Source organism: Stagnimonas aquatica, from assembly GCF_003730135.1.
GTDB lineage: Bacteria > Pseudomonadota > Gammaproteobacteria > Nevskiales > Nevskiaceae > Stagnimonas > Stagnimonas aquatica.
Genome location: NZ_RJVO01000003.1, coordinates 147630 through 168393, shown reverse-complemented (window position 1 = coordinate 168393; position 20764 = coordinate 147630). Strand labels below are relative to the sequence as shown.

Annotated in this window: 18 protein-coding genes and 2 tRNA genes; 2 read left to right on the top strand and 18 right to left on the bottom strand. The window is 65.9% G+C overall.

What is annotated here, in order from left to right; translation table 11 throughout:
- From ED208_RS07975 to ED208_RS07960, 4 genes are read right to left on the bottom strand one after another with little or no spacing between them, the layout of a single operon-like run.
- Positions 1–1446 carry a glycerol-3-phosphate dehydrogenase/oxidase gene (locus ED208_RS07975; RefSeq protein ID WP_123211364.1) on the bottom strand — a complete coding sequence of 482 codons (1446 nt, stop codon included), beginning with the start codon at positions 1444–1446 and terminating at the stop codon, positions 1–3.
- Positions 1443–1805, bottom strand: coding sequence for an NIPSNAP family protein (locus ED208_RS07970; RefSeq protein ID WP_123211363.1), 363 nt, complete (start codon positions 1803–1805; stop codon positions 1443–1445). The genes ED208_RS07975 and ED208_RS07970 overlap by 4 nt, the downstream gene beginning before the upstream one ends.
- Complete coding sequence (locus ED208_RS07965; protein WP_123211362.1) at positions 1805–3394, bottom strand: FAD-binding oxidoreductase; 1590 nt, start codon at positions 3392–3394, stop codon at positions 1805–1807. The genes ED208_RS07970 and ED208_RS07965 overlap by 1 nt, the downstream gene beginning before the upstream one ends.
- 56 nt (positions 3395–3450) lie before the next feature.
- Positions 3451–4236, bottom strand: coding sequence for an HAD-IA family hydrolase (locus ED208_RS07960; protein WP_123211361.1), 786 nt, complete (start codon positions 4234–4236; stop codon positions 3451–3453).
- A gap of 104 nt (positions 4237–4340) precedes the next feature.
- Here ED208_RS07960 and gluQRS point away from each other — a divergent pair, with 104 nt between their 5' ends.
- Together gluQRS and phaR are read left to right on the top strand one after the other, a co-directional pair.
- A complete protein-coding gene (gluQRS, locus tag ED208_RS07955; RefSeq protein ID WP_123211360.1) occupies positions 4341–5255 on the top strand; it encodes a tRNA glutamyl-Q(34) synthetase GluQRS in 915 nt (304 codons plus the stop codon).
- 71 nt (positions 5256–5326) lie between these two features.
- The gene (phaR, locus tag ED208_RS07950) at positions 5327–5830 is read left to right on the top strand and encodes a polyhydroxyalkanoate synthesis repressor PhaR (protein ID WP_123211359.1); all 504 of its coding nucleotides are present in this window, start codon (positions 5327–5329) and stop codon (positions 5828–5830) included.
- Between the two features lie 512 nt (positions 5831–6342).
- Here the strand turns inward: phaR and pnp are convergent.
- From pnp to ftsH, 14 genes are all read right to left on the bottom strand, one after another.
- Positions 6343–8448, bottom strand: a complete 2106-nt coding sequence (gene pnp, locus ED208_RS07945; protein ID WP_123211358.1) for a polyribonucleotide nucleotidyltransferase — start codon at positions 8446–8448, stop codon at positions 6343–6345.
- Between the two features lie 99 nt (positions 8449–8547).
- Positions 8548–8817 (bottom strand): 30S ribosomal protein S15, encoded by a 270-nt coding sequence (rpsO, locus tag ED208_RS07940; protein ID WP_123211357.1) that lies wholly within the window; start codon positions 8815–8817, stop codon positions 8548–8550.
- A 101-nt stretch (positions 8818–8918) separates the two neighbouring features.
- Positions 8919–9839: a tRNA pseudouridine(55) synthase TruB gene (gene truB, locus ED208_RS07935; protein ID WP_123211356.1), complete on the bottom strand. Its 921-nt coding sequence runs from the start codon at positions 9837–9839 to the stop codon at positions 8919–8921.
- Positions 9840–10250: a 30S ribosome-binding factor RbfA gene (gene rbfA, locus ED208_RS07930; protein ID WP_123211355.1), complete on the bottom strand. Its 411-nt coding sequence runs from the start codon at positions 10248–10250 to the stop codon at positions 9840–9842.
- A gap of 21 nt (positions 10251–10271) precedes the next feature.
- Entirely contained in the window at positions 10272–12989 is a 2718-nt protein-coding gene (gene infB, locus ED208_RS07925) for a translation initiation factor IF-2 (RefSeq protein ID WP_123211354.1), read from the bottom strand.
- 31 nt (positions 12990–13020) lie between these two features.
- Positions 13021–14511, bottom strand: a complete 1491-nt coding sequence (gene nusA, locus ED208_RS07920; protein WP_123211353.1) for a transcription termination factor NusA — start codon at positions 14509–14511, stop codon at positions 13021–13023.
- Positions 14504–15016, bottom strand: coding sequence for a ribosome maturation factor RimP (rimP, locus tag ED208_RS07915; protein ID WP_233574937.1), 513 nt, complete (start codon positions 15014–15016; stop codon positions 14504–14506). The genes nusA and rimP overlap by 8 nt, the downstream gene beginning before the upstream one ends.
- 63 nt (positions 15017–15079) lie before the next feature.
- A tRNA-Met gene (locus tag ED208_RS07910) sits at positions 15080–15156 on the bottom strand.
- Between the two features lie 78 nt (positions 15157–15234).
- A tRNA-Leu gene (locus ED208_RS07905) sits at positions 15235–15319 on the bottom strand.
- 49 nt (positions 15320–15368) lie between these two features.
- The gene (secG, locus tag ED208_RS17805) at positions 15369–15737 is read right to left on the bottom strand and encodes a preprotein translocase subunit SecG (RefSeq protein WP_123211352.1); all 369 of its coding nucleotides are present in this window, start codon (positions 15735–15737) and stop codon (positions 15369–15371) included.
- Between the two features lie 20 nt (positions 15738–15757).
- The gene (gene tpiA / locus ED208_RS07895; protein ID WP_123211351.1) at positions 15758–16525 is read right to left on the bottom strand and encodes a triose-phosphate isomerase; all 768 of its coding nucleotides are present in this window, start codon (positions 16523–16525) and stop codon (positions 15758–15760) included.
- Between the two features lie 64 nt (positions 16526–16589).
- Entirely contained in the window at positions 16590–17927 is a 1338-nt protein-coding gene (gene glmM, locus ED208_RS07890; RefSeq protein ID WP_123211350.1) for a phosphoglucosamine mutase, read from the bottom strand.
- The gene (gene folP, locus ED208_RS07885) at positions 17928–18770 is read right to left on the bottom strand and encodes a dihydropteroate synthase (RefSeq protein WP_233574936.1); all 843 of its coding nucleotides are present in this window, start codon (positions 18768–18770) and stop codon (positions 17928–17930) included.
- Between the two features lie 71 nt (positions 18771–18841).
- A complete protein-coding gene (gene ftsH / locus ED208_RS07880) occupies positions 18842–20755 on the bottom strand; it encodes an ATP-dependent zinc metalloprotease FtsH (RefSeq protein WP_123211348.1) in 1914 nt (637 codons plus the stop codon).
- Positions 20756–20764 lie beyond the last annotated feature (9 nt).

The following is a 20764-nucleotide window of genomic DNA, read 5'->3' as shown; positions in this document are numbered from 1 at the left end:
CTAGGCCAGGCCGCGCGGATCGTGCTGACGGCGCCAGTAGTCGCGGTAACGGCCGGCCTCGGCGGCGCAGCGCTCGGCATCCCAGCCCAGTTGCGTCTGGCAGGCGGCCAGCGTCGGCTCGATCAGGGCTTCGGCGGCCTCCGGCAGCACCAGTCCGGCGCGGCTGCGGCGCAACAGCAGATCATCGAGGTGGAACACCTGCTCGCCGACGCGTGCGCGAATCTGCGCCAGGTCAGGGGTTTCGCCTGGAGATTCCTGCGCTGGCCGGTCGAACAGCGGCGCTGAATCTGCGGCCAAGCGCAGCGCCGGCAGCTGCTGCGCGGCGGCTCGCAGGGCCTGGCGGGCGGTGACCCGGAAGGTGGTGAGCTTGCCGCCGGTGACGCCGATAAAGCCCGGCGAAGCCCATTGCGCCGACTCCCTGGACGCCGCCGAAGGTTTGTCGGCACCGTCGTCCACCACCGGCCGCACGCCGGCGTAGCTGGACAGCGCATCGGTCAAGACCAGACCGGCGCTGGGAAGCAGCCAGTCCAGGGCTTCCAGCAGGTAGTCGGCCTCGGCGCGCTGCATGCGCGGGCTCCAGAGATCCTCGCGGTGATCGAGATCGGTGGTGCCGAGCAGGGTCGCGCCCTGCCAGGGATAGGCGAACACCGGCCGCCGGTCGCGCGGGTGCAGCCAGCCCACCGCTTGCGGCAGCGGCAAGCGCGCCTGCGGGAACAGCAGATGCGAACCGCGCAGCGGCCGCAGGCGCGGCGCGCCGGCCGGCTGGCCGGGCAGCGTGTCGGCCCAGACCCCGGCGGCGTTGATGACCAGCCCGGCTTCGATCTCGCGGCTCTCGCCGGTTTCGGCGTCGCGCAGCGCGGCACCGCAGACCCGGTCCCGCGCCTGCAACAACTGTTCGGCGGCCACGTAGTTGAGCGCCCGGCCGCCGTCGCGCTGGCCCTGGTCGATCAGCCGCCAGACCAGCCGGCAGTCGTCGGTGTAGGCATCCTGGTAGCGCACGGCACCCAGCAAGCGCTCCGCACGCAGACCGGGCTGGACCGCACTGGCATCCGTCGCCGGCAGAAAACGCGAACGCGCGCCGCCCCGGGAAAAGCGGTCGTAGAGCCAGAGCCCCAGACGCATGGTGGTCTTGCCGGGCTTGATACCCCTGTAGAGCGGCATCACGAAGTCCAGCGGGCGCACCAGATCGGGCGCCTCGCGCAGCAGACGTTCGCGCTCATGCACCGACTCGGCGGTGAGCCGCCATTCGCCGGTCTTCAGGTAACGCAGGCCGCCGTGCACCAGTTTCGACGACCAGGACGAGGTGCCGGAGGCGTAATCACGCGCTTCCACCAGCAGCACCGACACCCCGGCCCGCGCCGCCTCGCGAAAAATGCCGGCACCGGTGATGCCGCCGCCGACTACCAGCAGATCCACCTTCGCCGGCAACGCGCCCAGGCGGCTCACGACAGCAGATCCTTGTGGACGCTGAGCAGCACGGGCGCCCAGGTGTCGTCGATGGTGGCCAGAAAGCGGTCGCGCAGCGCCGGGTCCAGCGGCCCTTCCTGGCTGAGCAGTTCGCTCATCGCCTCGGAGGCGGCCTGGCTGGGCCACTGCGCGTAGGCGATCCAGGTGCCCTGCATGGAGCGGTGCAGACGCGAGCCACCGCTGCCGAAGCGGACACGGATGCGCTCGGTCAGCTCGGTCCAGGCGGCGACGAAGTTGCGCACCTCACCCGGCTTCACCGACCACTGATAGAGCACCGCGAACTGCGGCGCGGCAGCGTCGCTCAGCGAGGCCGGCGGATGCACGCTGGCGCTGGCCATCAGGCGAACAGCTTGCCGGGATTCATCTGCCCCTGCGGGTCGAACTCGCGGGCCATGGCGCGGATCAGGTCCATGCCCAGTTCGCCCTTCTCCTGCGCCAGGTAGGGCGCGTGGTCGCGGCCAACGCCGTGCTGGTGGCTGATGGTGCCGCCGTGGGCGACGATGGTCTCGCTCAGGCGGCGCTTGAGGCGGGTCCAGCGCTCCAGGTCGCGCTCGTAGTCGCCGCCGGCGCGGAACACGAAGGTGGAATAGACGCTGCAACCCTGGCGGTAGACATGGGAGAGATGGGTGAAGCAGTGCACCTTCTCGTTCTCGGCGGCGAACAGGCTACGCGCCGCCTCTTCGATGGCGCGCATGGTGGCGGTGGCGTTGTTCCAGCCCACGCAGGTCTCCACCGTGTCGGCACCGTAGCCCAGCTCCCACAGGGAGTTGCGCAGGTAGGGGCCACGGAAGCGGTTCTTCGCCCAACCCTTGCCGATTGCCCTGCCAGTGTTGACGCCCCGGAACTGCTTGCAGATCGCCAGCGCCTCGCGCTTCAGACGCAGCACCTCGCGGTGGTTGCCGGTGGTGCCGACCAGCAGCATCACCGGCTGTTCGCCGACCTTGCGTACCTTGAGATAGCGGCGCAGCCAGGCGATGAGCTTTTCGTGACCGGCCAGCGCCAGTTGGGTTTCGGTCTCGACTTCATTGGAGAGACGCAGCAGCGACAGACCGAGGTCGGCCTGCGCCAGATGGCGCACTGCTTCGCACCCCAAGTCCCAGGTCGGGAAGAACACCGCGTGGAAATCCTCGTGCGTGGGCAGCCGCCGCAGCCGCACCGAGACCTCGGTGAGCAGGCCCAGGCGCCCTTCCGAGCCCATCAGCGCCTCGCGCAGATCCGGGCCAGCGCTGGAGGCCGGCAGGCCGCCGATATTGAACACCCCGCGCGGCGTCGCCAGCCGGCCACCGTGGAACAGCTGCTCGATGCGGCCATAGCGCAAGGACTGCTGGCCGGAGGAGCGGGTCACCACCCAGCCGCCCACCGTCGAATACTCGTAGGACTGCGGAAAATGACCGAGCAGGAAGCCGCGCTCGCGCAGTTGCGCTTCCACCAGCGGACCCGGCGTGCCGGCGTCGAAGCGGGCGATCCACTGGCGCTCGTCCAGCTCGCGCAGCTTGTTGTAGCGACCCAGGGCGATGTTGACCACTGGCCGGTCGCTGACCGGAACATCCAGGTGGCCGACCACGCTGGTACCGCCGCCATAGGGGATCACCACCGCACCCAGCTTGAGCGCGGCCGCCAGCGCCGCCTCGGCTTCCTCGCTGCTGGTGGGCAGCGCCACGGCATCGGCGACCGGCCCGAGCTTGCCGTAGCGCAGGGCCAGCCAGTCCGGATAGCTCTGGCCGCGTGCGTGCTGGGCGCGGCTGGCGGCGTCGGTGAGAAAGGGGCCGTTGGCCAGGCGCGAGGGCGCGACGCCGGCCAGTACCGATTCCAGGCTGGCATCGCGATTGGCGCTGCCTTGGCCGACACGCTCGCGCAGGAAGCCGCGCGCGACCTCGTTCAGCGGGTAGTCCTGCGCCTCATCACCCCAGCCGTTCCAACGCCGCATGTTCGCTCCTGATCTGCCCTGCCGAAGAGCGGCGGAGTATACCGATGGGCGCTGGTCTAGAGCCTCGGCGCGGCGCTGCGGGCGATGCGACGCAAGGTCTTGAGCCCCAGCTGTGGTTCGTCCATGCGGCCGGCCAGCACCCGCGCCGGCTGATCCGGCTCGCCCAGGGCATCGAGCACCAGGCTGGCGGCGGAAAAATCCTGCTCCAGGGTGTCGCTGTTGACGGTGATGACGGTGGGCACGCCGGCGGCGCGGGCGGCCTGCAAGCCCATCGCAGAATCCTCGATGGCGATGCACTCGTACGGCGCGAGCTTGAGCTTGCCGAGGGCATAGCGGTAGAGGTCGGGCGCGGGCTTGCGGGCGGCGATCTGGTCACCGCCGACCACCAGGCTGATGCGCTGGGCCAGGTCCTGGCCGAGACCGTATTTGAGAAACGGCTTGACGCTGGCGCGGCTGGCATTGGTCACCACCGCCAGCCGCAAGCCGGCCTCGCTGGCCTCGCGCAGCAGCCGTGCGACCCCTGGACGCAGCGGCACCTTGCCCTGGCGGAGGTAGCGGCGGAAATAGCGCGACTTCAGCCGGTGCACGTGCTCCACCCAGGCCTCCTCGCTTTCGGAAACCGCCTCGGCGTGCTCCCCGAGCTCTGGTTGGTAGCGGCGCAGGTAGTGCAGCAGGCGCTCGCGGCCGCTGGGCTGCTTGAGCAGGCGCCGGTACAGCTTCGGGCCCCAGCGGAAGCCGAGACCGAGCTTGCGAAAGGCGCGGTTGTAGGACGGGCGATGTCCGTGCGCCTCGGTATCCGCCAGCGTGCCATCGAGATCGAACAGCAGGGCGCGCAAGGCCATCAGCGGCCCTCTAGGGGCCTGCCGCAGGCGCGAGGCAGGACAGGATGCATGCCGTATTCTAGGTGAAGAAGATGCAAGAACAGCTTGATTTTGTTCACGACCCGATGAGCCCTCCCGACCCCGAATACCGCGGTCGCTTCGCCCCTACACCTTCGGGCCCGCTGCACCTGGGCTCGCTGCTGACGGCACTGACCAGCTGGCTGCGCGCACGCCAGGCCGGCGGTCGTTGGCTGCTGCGCATCGACGACCTCGACCGCGCGCGCTGCCCGCCCGGCGCCAGTGCAGTGATCCTGCGGCAACTGGAAGCACATGGACTGCATTGGGACGAGACGCCGCGCCTGCAAAGCGCACACGGCGCCGAGTACACGGCGGCGCTGGAACGCTTGCAGTCCCAGGGCCGGGTCTATCCCTGCGACTGCACTCGCGCCCGGCTCGCGGCCGAGAGCCGGCCCGGCCCCGATGGCCCCGTCTACTCCGGCCGCTGCCGCTCGGCACCGATCGGCACCGGTGCGGCCGCATTGCGCTGGCGCGTCCCCAGCGGCGGCGTGGAACTGCAGGACCCGGTGCAAGGCCGTCTGTGGCGCGATGCGGAAAGCGAGATCGGCGACTTCGTATTGCGTCGCGGCGACGGAGTTTGCGGGTACCAGCTTGCCTGCGTGGTCGATGAACAGGCGCAGGGCATCACCGAGGTGGTGCGCGGCGCCGATCTGATCGGCTCCAGCCTGCGCCAGATCCTGCTGCTAGGCGCGCTGGGTGCGCCGGTGCCGGCCTACCTGCACTTGCCGGTGCTGGTCGCGGTGGACGGCCGCAAGCTATCCAAGCAAAACGGCGCTCCGGCGCTGGATGAACACAGCGCCGGCGCCAATCTCCAGCGTTGTTTACGTGCCCTCGGCGGCGCACCACCGGTGGAGCTGGAGCGGGCGGCGCCGCAGGAAATTCTGGCCTGGGCCCTGCGGGAATGGCGACTCACGCAAGTTGCTCCAGCCCGGCAACAGAGCATTCCTGAAATGGCGGGTTAGAAGCGCCTCAATAGCGGGAAAGGGCGGCTTCTGGCATTCTTTCCGCAGTGCAACATTTTTATCCCGCGCCCATGAACGATGTCCGCATCATCAAGAAGTACCCCAACCGCCGGCTGTACGACACCCACGTCAGCCGCTACATCACGCTGGAGGAGGTACGGCAACTGGTTCTGCAGAACATCAGCTTCCGGGTCGAGGACAAGCGCAGTCACGAGGACATCACCCGCTCGATCCTGCTGCAGGTGATCGCCGAGCAGGAGGAAGGTGGCAACCCGATCTTCAGCGCCGATCTGCTGATGTTCATCGTCCGTTATTACGGCGACCCGATGCAGTCCAGCATCAGCCGTTACCTGGAGCTGTCGCTGCGCCTGTTCTCCGAGCAGCAACACCACTTCACCGACCAGCTGCGCGACCTGCTCGGGCAGGCGCAGCAGCCAGTGCAGGTGCTCAAGGAACTGGCGGAGAAGCAGGTTCCGGTCTGGCGGGCAGTGCGCAAGGAGTTCCTGAAGAGCCTGGAACGCGCCAAGGCAATCAACCCCTTGCGAGAAAAAGGCGAGGACGGCCCTGGCGTCTGAACAGAACGGCCCGGTTATTGCTTTCTTCTAGCCGTGACAAGCCTGATTTCGCAGCGGCATTAGCTCAGATCAATCATTGATATAAATGACGTTTGCGTCACCAATTTTTCAAGAATCAAAATAACTCATTGTTATGGTTGAATTTTTTTAAGCATCTGCAGAATTGACATTGCAATAACAGAGGTCTATACTGCACTGCAACAAAAGTAGGAAACGAAAAAAGCCCGGAAGCGGGTCTCGTTTCCGGGCTTTTATCTGGTCTCCTCCAGAAAGGCCATGCGCCTTTCTAGCACCTTACCCCCTTCGGCAACGAGGGGGGTTCTTTTTTTGGTCGGGACAAACTGACAGCGACCCGATGTGTTGCATTCTGAAGCAATCAGACGGTTGTTTCAAGCCGATGACGGCGCAAAACCCGGGTTTATTCCGCCGCAACGGCGGTACCGCGTAAAGAACACCACAAAAAACAAAACGGCCGCTCCACATGGAGCGGCCGTCCTTGTTGCGGCCGACGATCAGGCGAGACCGACGTCGGAAGCCTTCATGGACAAACGAATCTTGCCGTCACGCCCCACTTCCAGCACCTTGACGCGCACGATGTCGCCTTCCTTGACCACCTCTTCCACCTTCTCGACGCGCTGCTCCGAGAGTTGGCTGATGTGCACCAGACCGTCGCGGCCAGGCAGGATGGTCACGAACGCACCGAAATCCATCAGGCGGGCCACACGACCCTCGTAGACATCACCCGGCATCACTTCGCGGGTGAGCATGGTGATGCGGGCGATGGCGGCTTCGGCCGCTTCGCCAGTGACGGCGGCGATCTTGATGGTGCCGTCGTCGTCGATGTCGATCTGGGTGCCAGTGGCCTCGGTGATCGAACGGATGGTGACACCACCCTTGCCAATCACTTCGCGGATCTTGTCCGGGTGGATCTTGATGGTGGTGATGCGCGGCGCCCAGGGGCTCATGGTCTCGCGGGTACCGGACAGCGCCTGATTCATGGCGCCGAGGATGTGCAAACGCGCGTCCTTGGCCTGGGCCAGCGCCAGCTTCATGATCTCGCCGGTGATGCCGGTGATCTTGATGTCCATCTGCAGCGCGGTGATGCCGTTGACCGAACCGGCCACCTTGAAGTCCATGTCGCCGAGGTGATCTTCGTCGCCGAGGATGTCGGTGAGCACCGCAAACTTCTCGGCCTCCTTGATCAGACCCATGGCCACGCCGGCCACTGGCGCCTTCAGCGGCACGCCAGCGTCCATCAACGCCAGGCTGGCGCTGCACACCGAAGCCATCGAGGAAGAGCCGTTGGACTCCATCACCTCGGTGACCACGCGCACCACGTAGGGGAATTCCTTGACCAGATCCGGCATCACCGCCATGACGCCGCGCTTGGCCAGACGGCCGTGGCCGATCTCGCGACGCTTGGGCGCGTTCAGACGACCAGTCTCACCGACGCAGTACGGAGGGAAGTTGTAGTTGAACAGGAAGCTGTCGTTGGTCTCGCCGGAGGCAGCGTCGATCAACTGCGAGCTCTTGCCGGTGCCCAGGGTGATGGCGGCCATCACCTGGGTTTCGCCACGGGTGAACAGGGCCGAGCCGTGCACACGCGGCAGCAGGCCGGTGCCCATGGTCAGCGGACGCACGGTAACGCGGTCGCGGCCGTCGATACGCGGCGCGCCATCAAGGATGCGGTTACGCACCACGCGGGCTTCCAGGGCGTGGAAGGCATCCTTGATCTTGCCCTCGCTGAACTTCGGGGCATCGCCGCCGGCCAGTTCGGCGGTGAGCTGCTTGCGGACGGCGGCCACGGCGTCCTGACGCGCCTTTTTGTCGGTGATGCTGTAGGCATCGCTGACCAGGGCTTCGACGGCATTGATGGCGGCGGTCAGCTCGGCGGATTCAGCCGGAGCGGTCCAATCCCACTTCGGCTTGCCGGCGACGGCAGTCAGCTCGTTGATGGCATTGATCGCGGCCTGCATCTGCTCGTGACCGAACAGCACGGCGCCGAGCATCACGTCTTCCGAGAGCTGCTGGGCTTCGGATTCCACCATCAGCACTGCGTCCTTGGTGCCGGCGACCACCAGGTCGAGCTGCGAGGTTTCGAGCTGCTTGGTGGTGGGGTTGAGCAGGTACTGGCCATTGGCGTAGCCAACGCGGGCGGCACCGATGGGGCCTTCGAACGGCACGCCGGCCAGGCTCATGGCGGCGGAAGCGCCGATCAGCGCCGGAATGTCACCGGCCACTTCCGGGTTCAGCGAGATGACGGTGGCGACCACCTGGATCTCGTTGTAGAAGCCATCCGGGAACAGCGGGCGCAGCGGGCGGTCGATCAGGCGCGAGGTGAGGGTCTCGTTCTCGGTGGGACGGCCTTCACGCTTGAAGAAGCCGCCAGGGATGCGGCCGCCAGCGTAGAAGCGCTCCATGTAGTCAACGGTGAGCGGGAAGAAATCCTGGCCTTCCTTCGGCTCCTTCTTGGCGACCACCGAGACCAGCACCACGGTCTCGCCCATGCTCACCACCACGGCGGCGGTGGCCTGGCGGGCCATGTGGCCGGTTTCAAGGACTACTTCGTGCTGACCGTACTGAAAGGACTTGCGGACCGGCTGGACTGGAAAGGTCATGGATTCGTTCTCTGATTCGAGTGGAAGTCGCGCCGGCGCCAAACGCAGACCAGACGCGCAAAAACGAACCGCGCCTTTGGCGCGGTTCGTGTGGATCGCTTAGCGGCGAAGACCGAGTTCGGCGATCAGCTTGGTGTAGCGGCTCTCGTCTTCCTGCTTGAGGTAGTCGAGCATCTGGCGACGCTGGTTGACCAGCTTGAGCAGACCACGACGCGAGTGGTTGTCCTTCTTGTGCTGCTCAAAGTGCGGCGACAGGCTGTTGATGCGGTTGGTCAGCAGGGCGACCTGCACTTCCGGCGAGCCGGTGTCGCCCTTGGCGCGGGCGAACTTCTCGATCACGGCGCCTTTCTGTTCGGTGGTAACGGACATAAAAACAACTCCAGGGGAATGCGTTTCGGATGCTTGCACTTTTTTGAGCGCGAAATTATAGCGGAGACCACATTTTCAAACAATTACCAGGGAAAAGCCGTTCAAATCCCGACCGACCCGAACCAGCGTCGTGGCTGCAGCCGACCTTCGGGAGTCACTTCACCCAGACCCAGCAGCCTCTGATCCGCCCCCTCGATGGCCACTGGCCCCACCTCCTCGCACGGCCAGGGAACCGACCCACCGTGGTCCAGCGTCGGGAGCAACTCATCCTCCGGCCGCACGAAACGCCAGCCGTCCAAAGCCGCGCGCGCCGGCAGCAGCAAGGCATCCAGCGCCGCCACGCCTTGCTGTGCGACCTGCCCGAGTTCTTCCAGGGTCCGCATCGGTTGCTGACCGAAGGGGCCGACTTCGATTCGTCGCAGCGAGTGCAGGTGCGCCACCTGCCCCACCGCCTTCGCCCAATCCTCGGCCAGGGTGCGGACGTAGGTTCCCTTGCTGCAACTCACGTCCAGCAAGGCCAGCCCGTCTGCGAACGACAACAGGTCCAGCGCATGGATTTCGACCTCCCTCGGCTCGCGCTCGACCTCCAGGCCTTCACGAGCCAATTCGTACAGCCGCTGCCCACCCTGCTTGATCGCCGAGTACATGGGGGGAATCTGGCGTATGCGGCCGGTCAGGCTCTGCAGGGCGGCGCGCAGACGCAAGGGTTCCAGTCCGGCGGGATCGCTGCGAGCGATCACTTCCCCTTCCAGATCGCCGGTACTGCGCAGCTCGCCGAAACGGACTTCAGCCAGATAGCGCTTGCGGGAGTCCAGCAATTGCGCGCTCAAGCGCGTCGCCTGTCCCAGGCAGATTGGCAGCAAGCCGGTGGCGAGAGGGTCCAGCGTCCCCGTGTGCCCCGCCTTGTCGGCCTGGTAGAGCCTGCGCACCCGCAACAAAGCGTCGTTGGAACTCAGCCCCCGAGGCTTATCGAGCAGCAGCACGCCATGCACGGCGCGCCGTGGCCGGCGCACGCTGTTCATTTATTCGGATTCGGAGTCTTCGCCACGCGAGCGGGCGTGCTCGCGATCTTCAGCGACCACGGTGCGGATCAGCGCCGTGATGCGATCACCCTCGCGAGTGGCTTGGTCGGCGGTGAAACGCAGCAGCGGCAGATGCCGGACCTGAATGCGCTGACCCACCTCGTGACGCAACTTGCCCGCCGCGTGGTTGAGACCTTTGACCGCCTCCGCCAGCTTGGCGTCGTCGACCAGGCTGGATACCCAGACATGGGCGTTCGCCAGGTCCGGCGTGACATCAACGCTGGTGACGGTGAGCCCGGCACCCGCGACCCGGGGATCGCGGATGACGTCGGCGCGCAGAATTTCGGTCAGCACCGCGCGCAGCTCGGCATTGAACCGGGCGGCGCGTGGGTAGTCACGCTTGCTGGCCATCGCGCTGGCGTCGCCTTAGGCCTAAGCCTTGACGACGCGCTGCACCTCGACGCGCTGGAAGCATTCGATCTGGTCGCCGACCTTGACGTCGTTGTAGTCCTTCACACCGATACCGCACTCGGTGCCGGCCTCGACCTTGGCGACATCGTCCTTGAAGCGACGCAGCGACTCCAGCACGCCTTCGTAGATCACCGTGTTGTTGCGCAGGACGCGGATCGGCAGGTTCTTCTGCACGCTGCCGTCCATCACCAAGCAGCCCGCGATGGCGCCGATCTTGGAGCTGCGGAACACGTCGCGCACCTGGGCGATACCGACGATCTGCTCGCGCGTCTCGGTGCCCAGCAGGCCGGTGATGGCCGCAGTGACGTCGTCCAGGATGTTGTAGATGATCGAGTAGTAGCGCAGATCGACGCCGGTGTCCTGCACGCGCTTGCGTGCCTGCGCATCGGCACGGACGTTGAAGGCAATGATGATCGCCTTCGAAGCCAGCGCCAGTTCGACGTCAGACTCGCTGATACCGCCGATGCCAGTGGAGAGCACATTGACGCGCACCTCCTCGCTGGGCAGCTTGCGCAGCGCTTCGGTGATCGCCTCGGCGGAACCCTGCACGTCGGCCTTCACCATCAGGTTCAGCGCCTTCTTCTCGCCATCGCCCATGTTGGCGAAGGCGTTCTCCATGCGTACCGCCGAACTCTGCGCGAGCTTGGTCTCGCGCATCTTGTTCTCGCGGACGATGGCCAGCTCGCGCGCCTTGCGCTCGTCGGCCACCACCACCACGTCGTCACCGGCATCCGGCGCGCCGGAGAGACCGAGCACCTGCACCGGAATCGACGGACCCGCCGACTTCACCGGCTTGCCATTCTCGTCGAACATCGCGCGCACGCGGCCGAAGTGCGGGCCGGTGAGAATCACATCGCCCTGCTTCAGGGTGCCGGAACGGACCAGCACGGTGGCGACCGGGCCACGGCCCTTCTCCACCGACGATTCGATGATCACGCCGCGCGCGAGGGCATCCACCTGGGCACGCAGCTCCAGAACTTCCGCCTGCAGCAGCACCGCGTCGAGCAGTTCGTCGATGCCCTGACCGGTGTGGCTGGAAACGCCGATCACCATGGTGTCGCCACCGAAATCTTCGGCGACCACCTCTTCCTTCAGCAGTTCGTTCTTGACCCGGATCAGATCGGATTGCGGCTTGTCGATCTTGGTTACCGCCACCACCATCGGTGCCTTGGCGGCGCGCGCATGCTGGATGGCCTCACGGGTCTGCGGCATCACGCCGTCGTCGCCGGCAACCACCAGGATCACCACGTCGGTGATCTGAGCGCCGCGAGCACGCATGCGGGTAAACGCGGCGTGGCCCGGGGTGTCGAGGAAGCTGATGACGCCCTTCTTGGTCTCGACGTGATAGGCGCCGATGTGCTGGGTGATGCCACCCGCTTCGCCGGCGGCGACGCGGGTCTTGCGGATGTGGTCCAGCAAGGAGGTCTTGCCGTGGTCGACGTGACCCATGATGGTCACGACCGGCGGACGGGTGATGGTCTCGACATCCGAGCCCTCACCGGTGACCGCCTGCTCCAGGCTGTCCTCGAAATCGGTGTCCTTGATCGCCTTGGCGGTGTGGCCCATTTCCTCGACCATCAGTACCGCAGTGTCCTGGTCCAGGGTCTGGTTGATGGTGGCCATGACGCCGTTGCGCATCATCACCTTGATCAGGTCGCCGGCCTTGACTGCCATGCGCGACGCCAACTCGGCGACGGTGATTGCCTCCGGCACTTCCACCTCGCGCACGATCGGCGCCAATGGCCGCTCGAAGGCGTGGGCGTTGTCACCCATGCGCATCGCGCCGGAAGGCTTCTTGCCACCCTTGCGATCCCGCCGCCCACCCTTGCCATCGGCCAGGTGCAATTCCTCACGCCGGCCGCGATCACGATCACGGTCGCTTCCCTTCTTGGCCGGAGCCGGCGCGCCTGCCGGCGCAGGGCGCGCGGCGCCAGGAGCAGGACGGGCACCAGCCGGCGCAGGGCGCGCGGCGGCGGCAGCCGGGCGGGCAGCGACCGGAGGCGGTGCGGTACGGGCAATGCGCGCGGCTTCCGCAGCGCGCGCCAAGTTCTCCTGGGCGCGACGACGGGAGGACTCAGCCTCCCATTTGGCGCGATAGATCGGGTCGTTCTTGAGCTTCTCAGCGTGCTCAGTGCGGGCGCGCTCGGCGGCCTCCGCCTCGGCCCGCTGCTTGGCCTCCACTTCCTCGCGCTCCTTGCGCTTGGCCTCTTCCTGCACCCGCCGCGCTTCTGCTTCGGCGGCGGCCCGGGCGGCGGCGGCTTCGCGGTCGGCCTGCTGGCGCAGCGCTGCCTCTTCGGCCGCCTGGGCTTCCTCGGGACTGATTTCCGGCAAGTCTTCCGGTGCGCGCGTCGCGGTCGGCAGCTCGTCCTGGGCGACGTAGGTGCGCCGCTTCTTGACCTCAATGTTGACCGTCTTGGAGGGCAGGCCACGACCACCACCCAGCTTCAGCTCGGTCTTCTCGGTGCGCTTGAGGGTGATCCGCCCGGCACCGCTGGTGGCCAGCGTGCCGCTGCCGCGAGCCATCTTCTGCAGGTGCGCCAACAGGGCCATCTTCTCGGACGGCGAGATCGCGGACTGCTCGTCCTTGGCCTCCACGCCGGCGTCCTTGAGCTGAGACAGCAGTTCGGTGACGGGCTTGTGCAGCTCCGCCGCCAACTCGCGGATCGTTTGGGTACTCATGCGTGCGTATGTCCTAGGTCTGGGTCCGGGCTTAGCCGAGACCCCGCGCCGTCATGATCAGATCCGAGGCACGGGCCTCGTCGAGATCCGGCAGCATTTCCAGCAATTCATCGGTGGCGAGATCGCCCAGGTTTTCCCGGCTGATCACACCCTTCTCCGCCAAGGCATAAGCGGTGTCTTCATCCATGCCTTCCACCGCCAGCAAGTCGTCGTCGGGCTTGGCGCCGGTCGCGCGTTCGGCCTTGGCCAGGGCGCGGGTCAGCAGCACGTCCTTGGCGCGATTGCGCAGTTCCTCGACGATACCCTCGTCGAACTCGTCGATCTGCAGCAGTTCCTCGGCCGGGACGTAAGCGATTTCCTCCAGCGAGGCAAAACCTTCCTGCACCAGGATGCCGGCGATGTCGGCGTCGACATCCAGGCCTTCCATGAACATCTGCAGCAGGTTCTGGTTCTCCTGCTCCTTCTTGGCCTCGGCGTCGGCGGCGGTCATCACGTTCAACACCCAGCCGGTCAGCTCCGAGGCCAGACGCACGTTCTGGCCACCACGGCCGATGGCCTGCGCCAGCTTGTCCTCGGCGACGGCGATCATCATCGAGTGCGCCTCTTCGTCCATGACGATGGACTCGACTTCCGCCGGCGCCATGGCATTGATCACGAACTGCGCCGGGTTGTTGTCCCAGGGCACGATGTCGACGCGCTCGCCCGCCAGTTCGGTGGACACCGCCTGCACGCGCGAACCGCGCATGCCCACGCAGGCGCCGACCGGGTCGATGCGCTTGTCCTTGGCCTGGACAGCGATCTTGGCGCGCACACCGGGATCACGGGCGGCACCCTTGAGCTCGATCAGACCCTGGGCAATTTCCGGGACCTCGAGCTTGAACAGCTCCATGAGGTATTCCGGCTTGGTGCGCGAAAGGAAAATCTGCGGGCCGCGCTGCTGCGGGCTGACTTCGTAGAGGTAGCCACGGATGCGGTCGTTGGGACGCACCGGCTCGCGCGGGATCAGCTGCTCGCGCAGGATGATGGCCTCGGCGTTGTTGCCCAGGTCGATGATCACGTTGCCGCGCTCGATGCGCTTGACCATGCCGGAGATCAGCTCACCGATACGGCCCTTGAAGGCCTCGACGATGCGCGCGCGCTCGGCATCGCGCACCCGCTGAAAGATGACCTGCTTGGCTTTCTGGGCGCCGATGCGGCCAAATTCAATCGACTGCAGCGGCTGGGTGATGACCTCGCCCACCTGGGCGTCAGGATTGTCGATCTGCGCGCGCGCCAGCAGCAGTTGGCGGGCCGGAGACTCGAAATTCTCGTCTTCGTCGTCGACCACGGTCCAGCGCCGGGCGGTCTCGTACTCGCCGGTGTCGCGGTTGATGGTGACCACGATGTCCCACTCGGCGCCGTAATGCTCCTTGCTCGCCGAGGCCAGGGCCGCTTCCAGAGCCTGGAAGACGATTTCCTGATCCACGCCTTTCTCGTTGGCCATGACCTCGACCATCAGCAGCAGATTCTTGGCGTTATTCATTCGTTGAGTCCCCATCGTCTTCCTGCTCGGAAGACCCTTTTTTGGAAAATTCCTTGGCGAAATCCGGCACCAACCTGGCGCGTTCCAGATCCGCCATGGGCACTTGCAAGCTCTCGCCGTCTACCTCGATCACCAGCGTCTCGGCACTGGCACCGCGCAGCACGCCCAGCAGCTTCTTGCGCTTCTGAACCGGGGCCAGCAACTGCAGGCGTACCTTCTCGCCGAGGAAGCGCTGGAAATGCGCCAGCTTCACCAGCGGCCGATCCAGACCGGGCGAAGACACCTCCAGGCGATAGGCTTTCTGGATCGGATCTTCGACGTCGAGCAGAGCGGCAACCTCCCGGCTCACCTTCTCGCAGTCCTCCAAAGCCACGCCCTTGGGCGCATCGATATACAACCGCAGGGTGCCGGTCTGCAGGCCGGGGCTGAATTCCAGCAACACCAGCTCGTAACCCAGCGATTCCACGGCGGGTTCGATCAAGTGGCTGAGGCGTTCACGCAGCAAGGGCAACTCCAGACCAGTAGCAACAAAAAAGGCCCACGAGGGGCCTGGCACCAATTCAATATTTGGTAGCGGGGGCAGGATTCGAACCTACGACCTTCGGGTTATGAGCCCGACGAGCTGCCAGACTGCTCCACCCCGCACCAGACAGACAAAAAGTATACCGCAAACCACTTTCCGAATCAATGAACCAAGCTCAAATCAGACAACCGATTTCCGCTTGGTACCGACGGCGAGACTCGAACTCGCATAGCTTTCGCCGCTACCACCTCAAGGTAGTGTGTCTACCAATTCCACCACGTCGGCATTCGGGGGCGCGGATTATAGCCCAAGCGCCATCGCTGGGTAGTGGCTTTTATTCGGGCAGCTTCGGCTTGGCATCTTCGGCCGGCGCAGCCGGCGCCGGAACTGGCAGTTGCTCACCGACAGCAGGCGCCGACGCCTCGCTGGCGGCGGCCGGCAGGCTGTCGACGACGCTGGCACCGACACCGCTCTTGGTGTTGACGAAATACGCCAGCGCCAGGCTGATGCCGAAGAACACCACCGCCAGATAGGCGGTCGCGCGCGACAGGAAGTTGGCCGAGCCGCGGGAGCCGAACACGGTCCCGGAGGCACCGGACCCGAAAGCGGCGCCGGCATCGGCACCCTTGCCATGCTGCAACAGCACCAGGGCGATCAGACCGATCGCGACAATGACCTGAATAACCACCAGAAAGGTATACATCCCAACCACCGTCCCTGCGTTTACGAGTGCGACTGCGCCGCAGCACAGATCGCGAGAAAATCGGCCGCCTTGAGGGCCGCGCCGCCGATGAGGCCGCCATCGACATCGGGCTGGGCAAAAATTGCCAGCGCGTTGTCGGGCTTGACGCTGCCGCCGTAGAGAATCCGAAGCGAAGCCGCGATTTTAGCATCGCGGGCGGCGACACGCGCCCGGATGAAAGCGTGGACCTCCTGCGCCTGCTCCGGACTGGCCGTCTTGCCGGTACCGATGGCCCAGACCGGCTCGTAGGCGATGACCGCCTGCGCGAAGACCTCAGCACCACCGGCATCCAGCACCGCATCCAGCTGACGGCCGATCACGGCTTCGGTCTCACCAGCCTCCCGTTCGGCCAGGGTTTCGCCGACGCAGACGATGGGCAGCAACCCCTGTCGCAGCGCCACCAGGGTCTTACTGGCGACAATCGCGTCCGTCTCGCCGTAGTAAGCACGACGCTCCGAGTGACCGACGATCACGTAGCGGCAACCCAACTCGACCAACATCGTCCCAAGCACCTCGCCGGTGTAGGCGCCCTGCTTGTCCTGGTCAGAGAGATTCTGTGCACCAAGCGCCAAAACCGACTTGCCGATGGCGGCCGCAGCGGCGTCCAGATAGGGGAATGGCGGGCAGACCAGGGCCTCCACCGCAGGCGCGGCCGAAAGACCGTCGCGTATGCCGGCGATCAGCTCTGCGGTCAGCGCCCGGCTGCCGTGCATTTTCCAGTTACCAGCGACGAGATACTTGCGGCTCACAGTGACACTCCCCTTGCGAAATACAGCTTGTTAGAAAGATTCATCGACGATTCCACACCTCGGCTCAGGCCAGTGCGCGGACCCGTTCGGCAATGCGTTCTGCCATGCGCTGGCTCAGCGCCGCCTCGTCGGCCTCAACCATGACCCGCACCAGCGGCTCGGTGCCCGAGGCGCGTAGCAGCACCCTGCCCCGCGCGCCCAACTCGGACTCGACGGCGGCAACCTCGGCCACCAGGGAAGCATGCTCGACCAGCGCCTTGGCACCACCAGCGACGCGGACGTTGATGAGCACTTGCGGAAACTTCCTCAGCCCCGCCAGCAATTGTTCCAGACCCTGCCCGGCTTCCACCATGGCGGCCAGTACCTGCAGGGCCGTCACGGTGCCGTCGCCGGTGCCGGTCCGGTCCAGGCAGATGGTATGACCCGAGGTCTCGCCACCCAGAACGCCACCCTTGGCTTTGAGCAGCTCCATCACGTAGCGGTCGCCGACCTTGGCCCGCTCGAACTCCAGGCCCAGTGCGCGCAGCGCCTGCTCCAGCCCGAGGTTGGACATCTGGGTGCCGACCACCGGACCGCGCAAGCTACCCGCCGCCAGCCGCTGGCGGGCGATCAGATAAAGAATGTCGTCGCCGTCGATCTCGCGGCCGCTCGCCGACACCATCAGGCAGCGGTCAGCGTCCCCGTCCAGGGCGACGCCGACATCGGCGCGATGTTCCAGCACCGCCGCCTTGAGCAGTTCCAGATGGGTAGATCCGCAGTCCCGATTGATGTTGAAGCCGTCGGGCCGATCTCCGATCGTGATTACCTGGGCGCCCAGTTCGGCAAACACCGCCGGCGCGGTCTTGTAGGCCGCACCATTGGCGCAATCGACAACGATCTTGAGCCCAGCCAGCGTTGCCTCGCCTGGAAAGCTGCTCTTGCAGAACTCGATGTAGCGGCCGGCAGCATCGTCGATACGGCGCGCGCGCCCCAGTTGCTCGGCAGCCACGATCTGCATGGGCTGATCCAGCAGCGCCTCAATCTGCAACTCCACCGCGTCGCTCAACTTGCCACCGTCGGCGCCGAAGAACTTCACCCCATTGTCGTAATGCGGGTTGTGCGAGGCCGAGATCACCACGCCGGCCTGACAGCGCAGGGCCCGGGTCAGATAGGCGACACCGGGCGTCGGCAGCGGACCCAGCAGGTCTGTCTCGACCCCGGCAGCGGCAAACCCCGCTTCCAGAGCCGACTCGAACATATAGCCGGAACGACGGGTGTCCTTGCCGATCAGCACCCGGGCACCTGGCACCCGGCCCAACACGCGCCCGGCGGCCCAGCCCAGCTTGAGCGCGAATTCGGGGGTCATCGGCGTCTGGCCTACCGTGCCGCGGATGCCGTCGGTGCCAAAATACTGGCGAGTCATCTATTGGGTCTCCCGGCGTGCCTGGCGGATAGCCTGGGCAGTCTGAACCGCCTGCACCGTGGCACGCACATCGTGGGCGCGGATTATCGCCGCCCCCTGCTGGATGGCAAGCGCGGCGGTCACCACGCTGGGAATCAGCCGCTCGCCCACCGGCAGGCCGAGCAGTTTGCCGAACAGGGACTTCCTTGACACCCCCAGCAGCAGCGGACAGCCGAGGTCTGCGAAGACATCGAGACGCGCCAGCAGACGCAGGTTGTGCTCCAGGCTCTTGCCGAAGCCGATCCCGGGATCGACCAGGAGGCGGTCTCGCGGGATGCCGGCGGCCAGGCAGGCCGCGACGCGCGCGCCGAGGGCGGCATGAACTTCCGCCAGCACGTCCTGGTAATGGGGCGCGGCCTGCATGCTGCGCGGCTCGCCCTGCATATGCATCAGGCAGACCGCCGCGCCGGTCTGCGCGGCCGCTTCGACCGCACCCTCGGCGCGCAGGGCGTTGACGTCGTTGATGAGGCCGGCACCGGCAGCCACGGCGGCGCGCATGACGGCCGGCTTCATGCTGTCCACCGAAATCACGCAATCCAGATCGCGACGGAGGCGCTCGATGATCGGCACGACGCGGTCCAGTTCTTCCTGCTCGGACACCGGCGCCGCACCCGGCCGGGTGGACTCGCCGCCGACATCAATCAGGCGCGCACCCTCCTCCAGCATCTGACGGGCCTGGGCCAGAGCCTGATCGGCCTGCAGCCAGAGCCCCCCATCGGAGAACGAGTCCGGAGTGACGTTGAGGATGCCCATGACCGCCGGAACGGCAAGATCAAGTTCGCGATCTGGCAACTGCAGGATCAAGGCGATGAAGAACTCGGGGCAAAAATGAAAATGGGGCCGGCAAGGCCGACCCCATCAAAGGAGCTCGCTGCTTACAGCTGACTGGCAGGCGCAACCGACGGCGTGGGCGCTCCGCCCGTGGAGCTGGGCTTGGGCGCACTGGGCTTGTTCGGGTCGGTCCAGTTTTCCGGCGGGCCGGGTGGCTCACCGCGCATCAGACGGGCCAACTGCTCGCTGTCGATGGTCTCGTACTTCATCAGGGCGTCGGCCATCGCGTGCAGGATGTCCATCTTCTCGATCAGGATGTTCTTCGCCCGCGTGTAATTGCGGTCGATCACCTCGCGGATCTCGCGGTCGATGGCGTTGGCGGTGTCGTCGGAGACGTTCTTGGTCTGGGTGACGCTCTTGCCCAGGAACACTTCGCCGTTGTCCTCACCATAGGCCAAGGGGCCGAGACGCTCGGACAAGCCCCACTTGGTCACCATGTTGCGGGCGATCTCGGTGGCACGCTCGATGTCGTTGGAGGCGCCGGTGGTGACCGCCTCAGGCCCAAAGATCAACTCCTCGGCAAGACGGCCGCCGAACAGCGAGCTGATCTGCGAGTTCAGGCGCGACTTCGAATAGCTGTAGCGGTCGGCTTCGGGCAGGAACATGGTCACGCCCAGAGCGCGGCCACGCGGAATGATGGTCACCTTGTAGACCGGGTCGTGGTCCGGCACGGTCAGGCCGACGATGGCGTGACCGGCCTCGTGGTAGGCAGTCAGCTTCTTCTCGTCCTCGGACATCAGCATGCTGCGGCGCTCGGCGCCCATCATGATCTTGTCCTTGGCCTTCTCGAAGTCCTGATGATCGACCAGGCGCTTGTTGGCACGGGCAGCGAACAAGGCCGCCTCGTTGACTAGATTGGCGAGGTCAGCACCCGAGAATCCAGGCGTCGCACGGGCGATGATCTCGGCCTTGACGTTATCGGCCAGCGGCACCGAGCGCATGTGCACCTTGATGATCTGCTCGCGGCCACGCACATCGGGCAGAGGCACCACCACCTGGCGGTCGAAACGCCCCGGACGCAGCAGCGCCGGGTCGAGCACGTCCGGCCGGTTGGTGGCGGCGATGACGATCACGCCCTCGCTGCCCTCGAAGCCGTCCATTTCCACCAGCAACTGGTTGAGGGTCTGCTCGCGCTCGTCGTGGCCGCCGCCCAAGCCGGCGCCACGGTGGCGGCCGACGGCGTCGATTTCGTCAATGAAGATGATGCAGGGCGCGTGCTTCTTGGCCTGGTCGAACATGTCGCGCACGCGGCTGGCGCCGACGCCCACGAACATCTCGACGAAGTCGGAACCGGAGATCGAGAAGAACGGCACGCCCGCTTCGCCGGCGATGGCCTTGGCCAGCAGAGTCTTGCCGGTGCCGGGCGAGCCCGACATCAGCACCCCGCGCGGAATCTTGCCGCCGAGCTTCTGGAACTTGCCCGGGTCCTTCAGGAACTCGACCAACTCGGCGACTTCCTGCTTGGCTTCCTCGACACCAGCGACGTCGGCGAAGGTGACCTTCACCTGATCGGCGTTGAGCATGCGCGCCTTGGACTTGCCGAAGCTCATCGCGCCACGGCCGGCGCCACCGCCCTGCATCTGGCGCATGAAATACACCCAGACCGCGATCAGCAGCAGGATCGGGAACGAGCTGTACAGCAGCTGCAGCAGGATCGGGGTTTCCTTCGGCGGCTGGCCGTCGAAGCGGACGTTGTTGTCCAGCAGGGTGCCGATCATCGAGCGGTTATCGGTTTCCGGGCTGTAGGCCGAGAAGCGCTGACCGCCCTTAAGCTGACCCCGGATTTGCTGGTTCTCGATGACCACCGACTCGACATCGCCCTTCTTCACCTGCTCCAGAAAATCGGAGTAGGCCAGCGGCTGTTCGGCACCACGGCGCCCCGAGAAACTCTGGAACACGGTCATCAGCACCACCAGGATGACCACCCAGAGCAGCAGGTTTTTGGCTAGATCGTTCAAGAATTCACC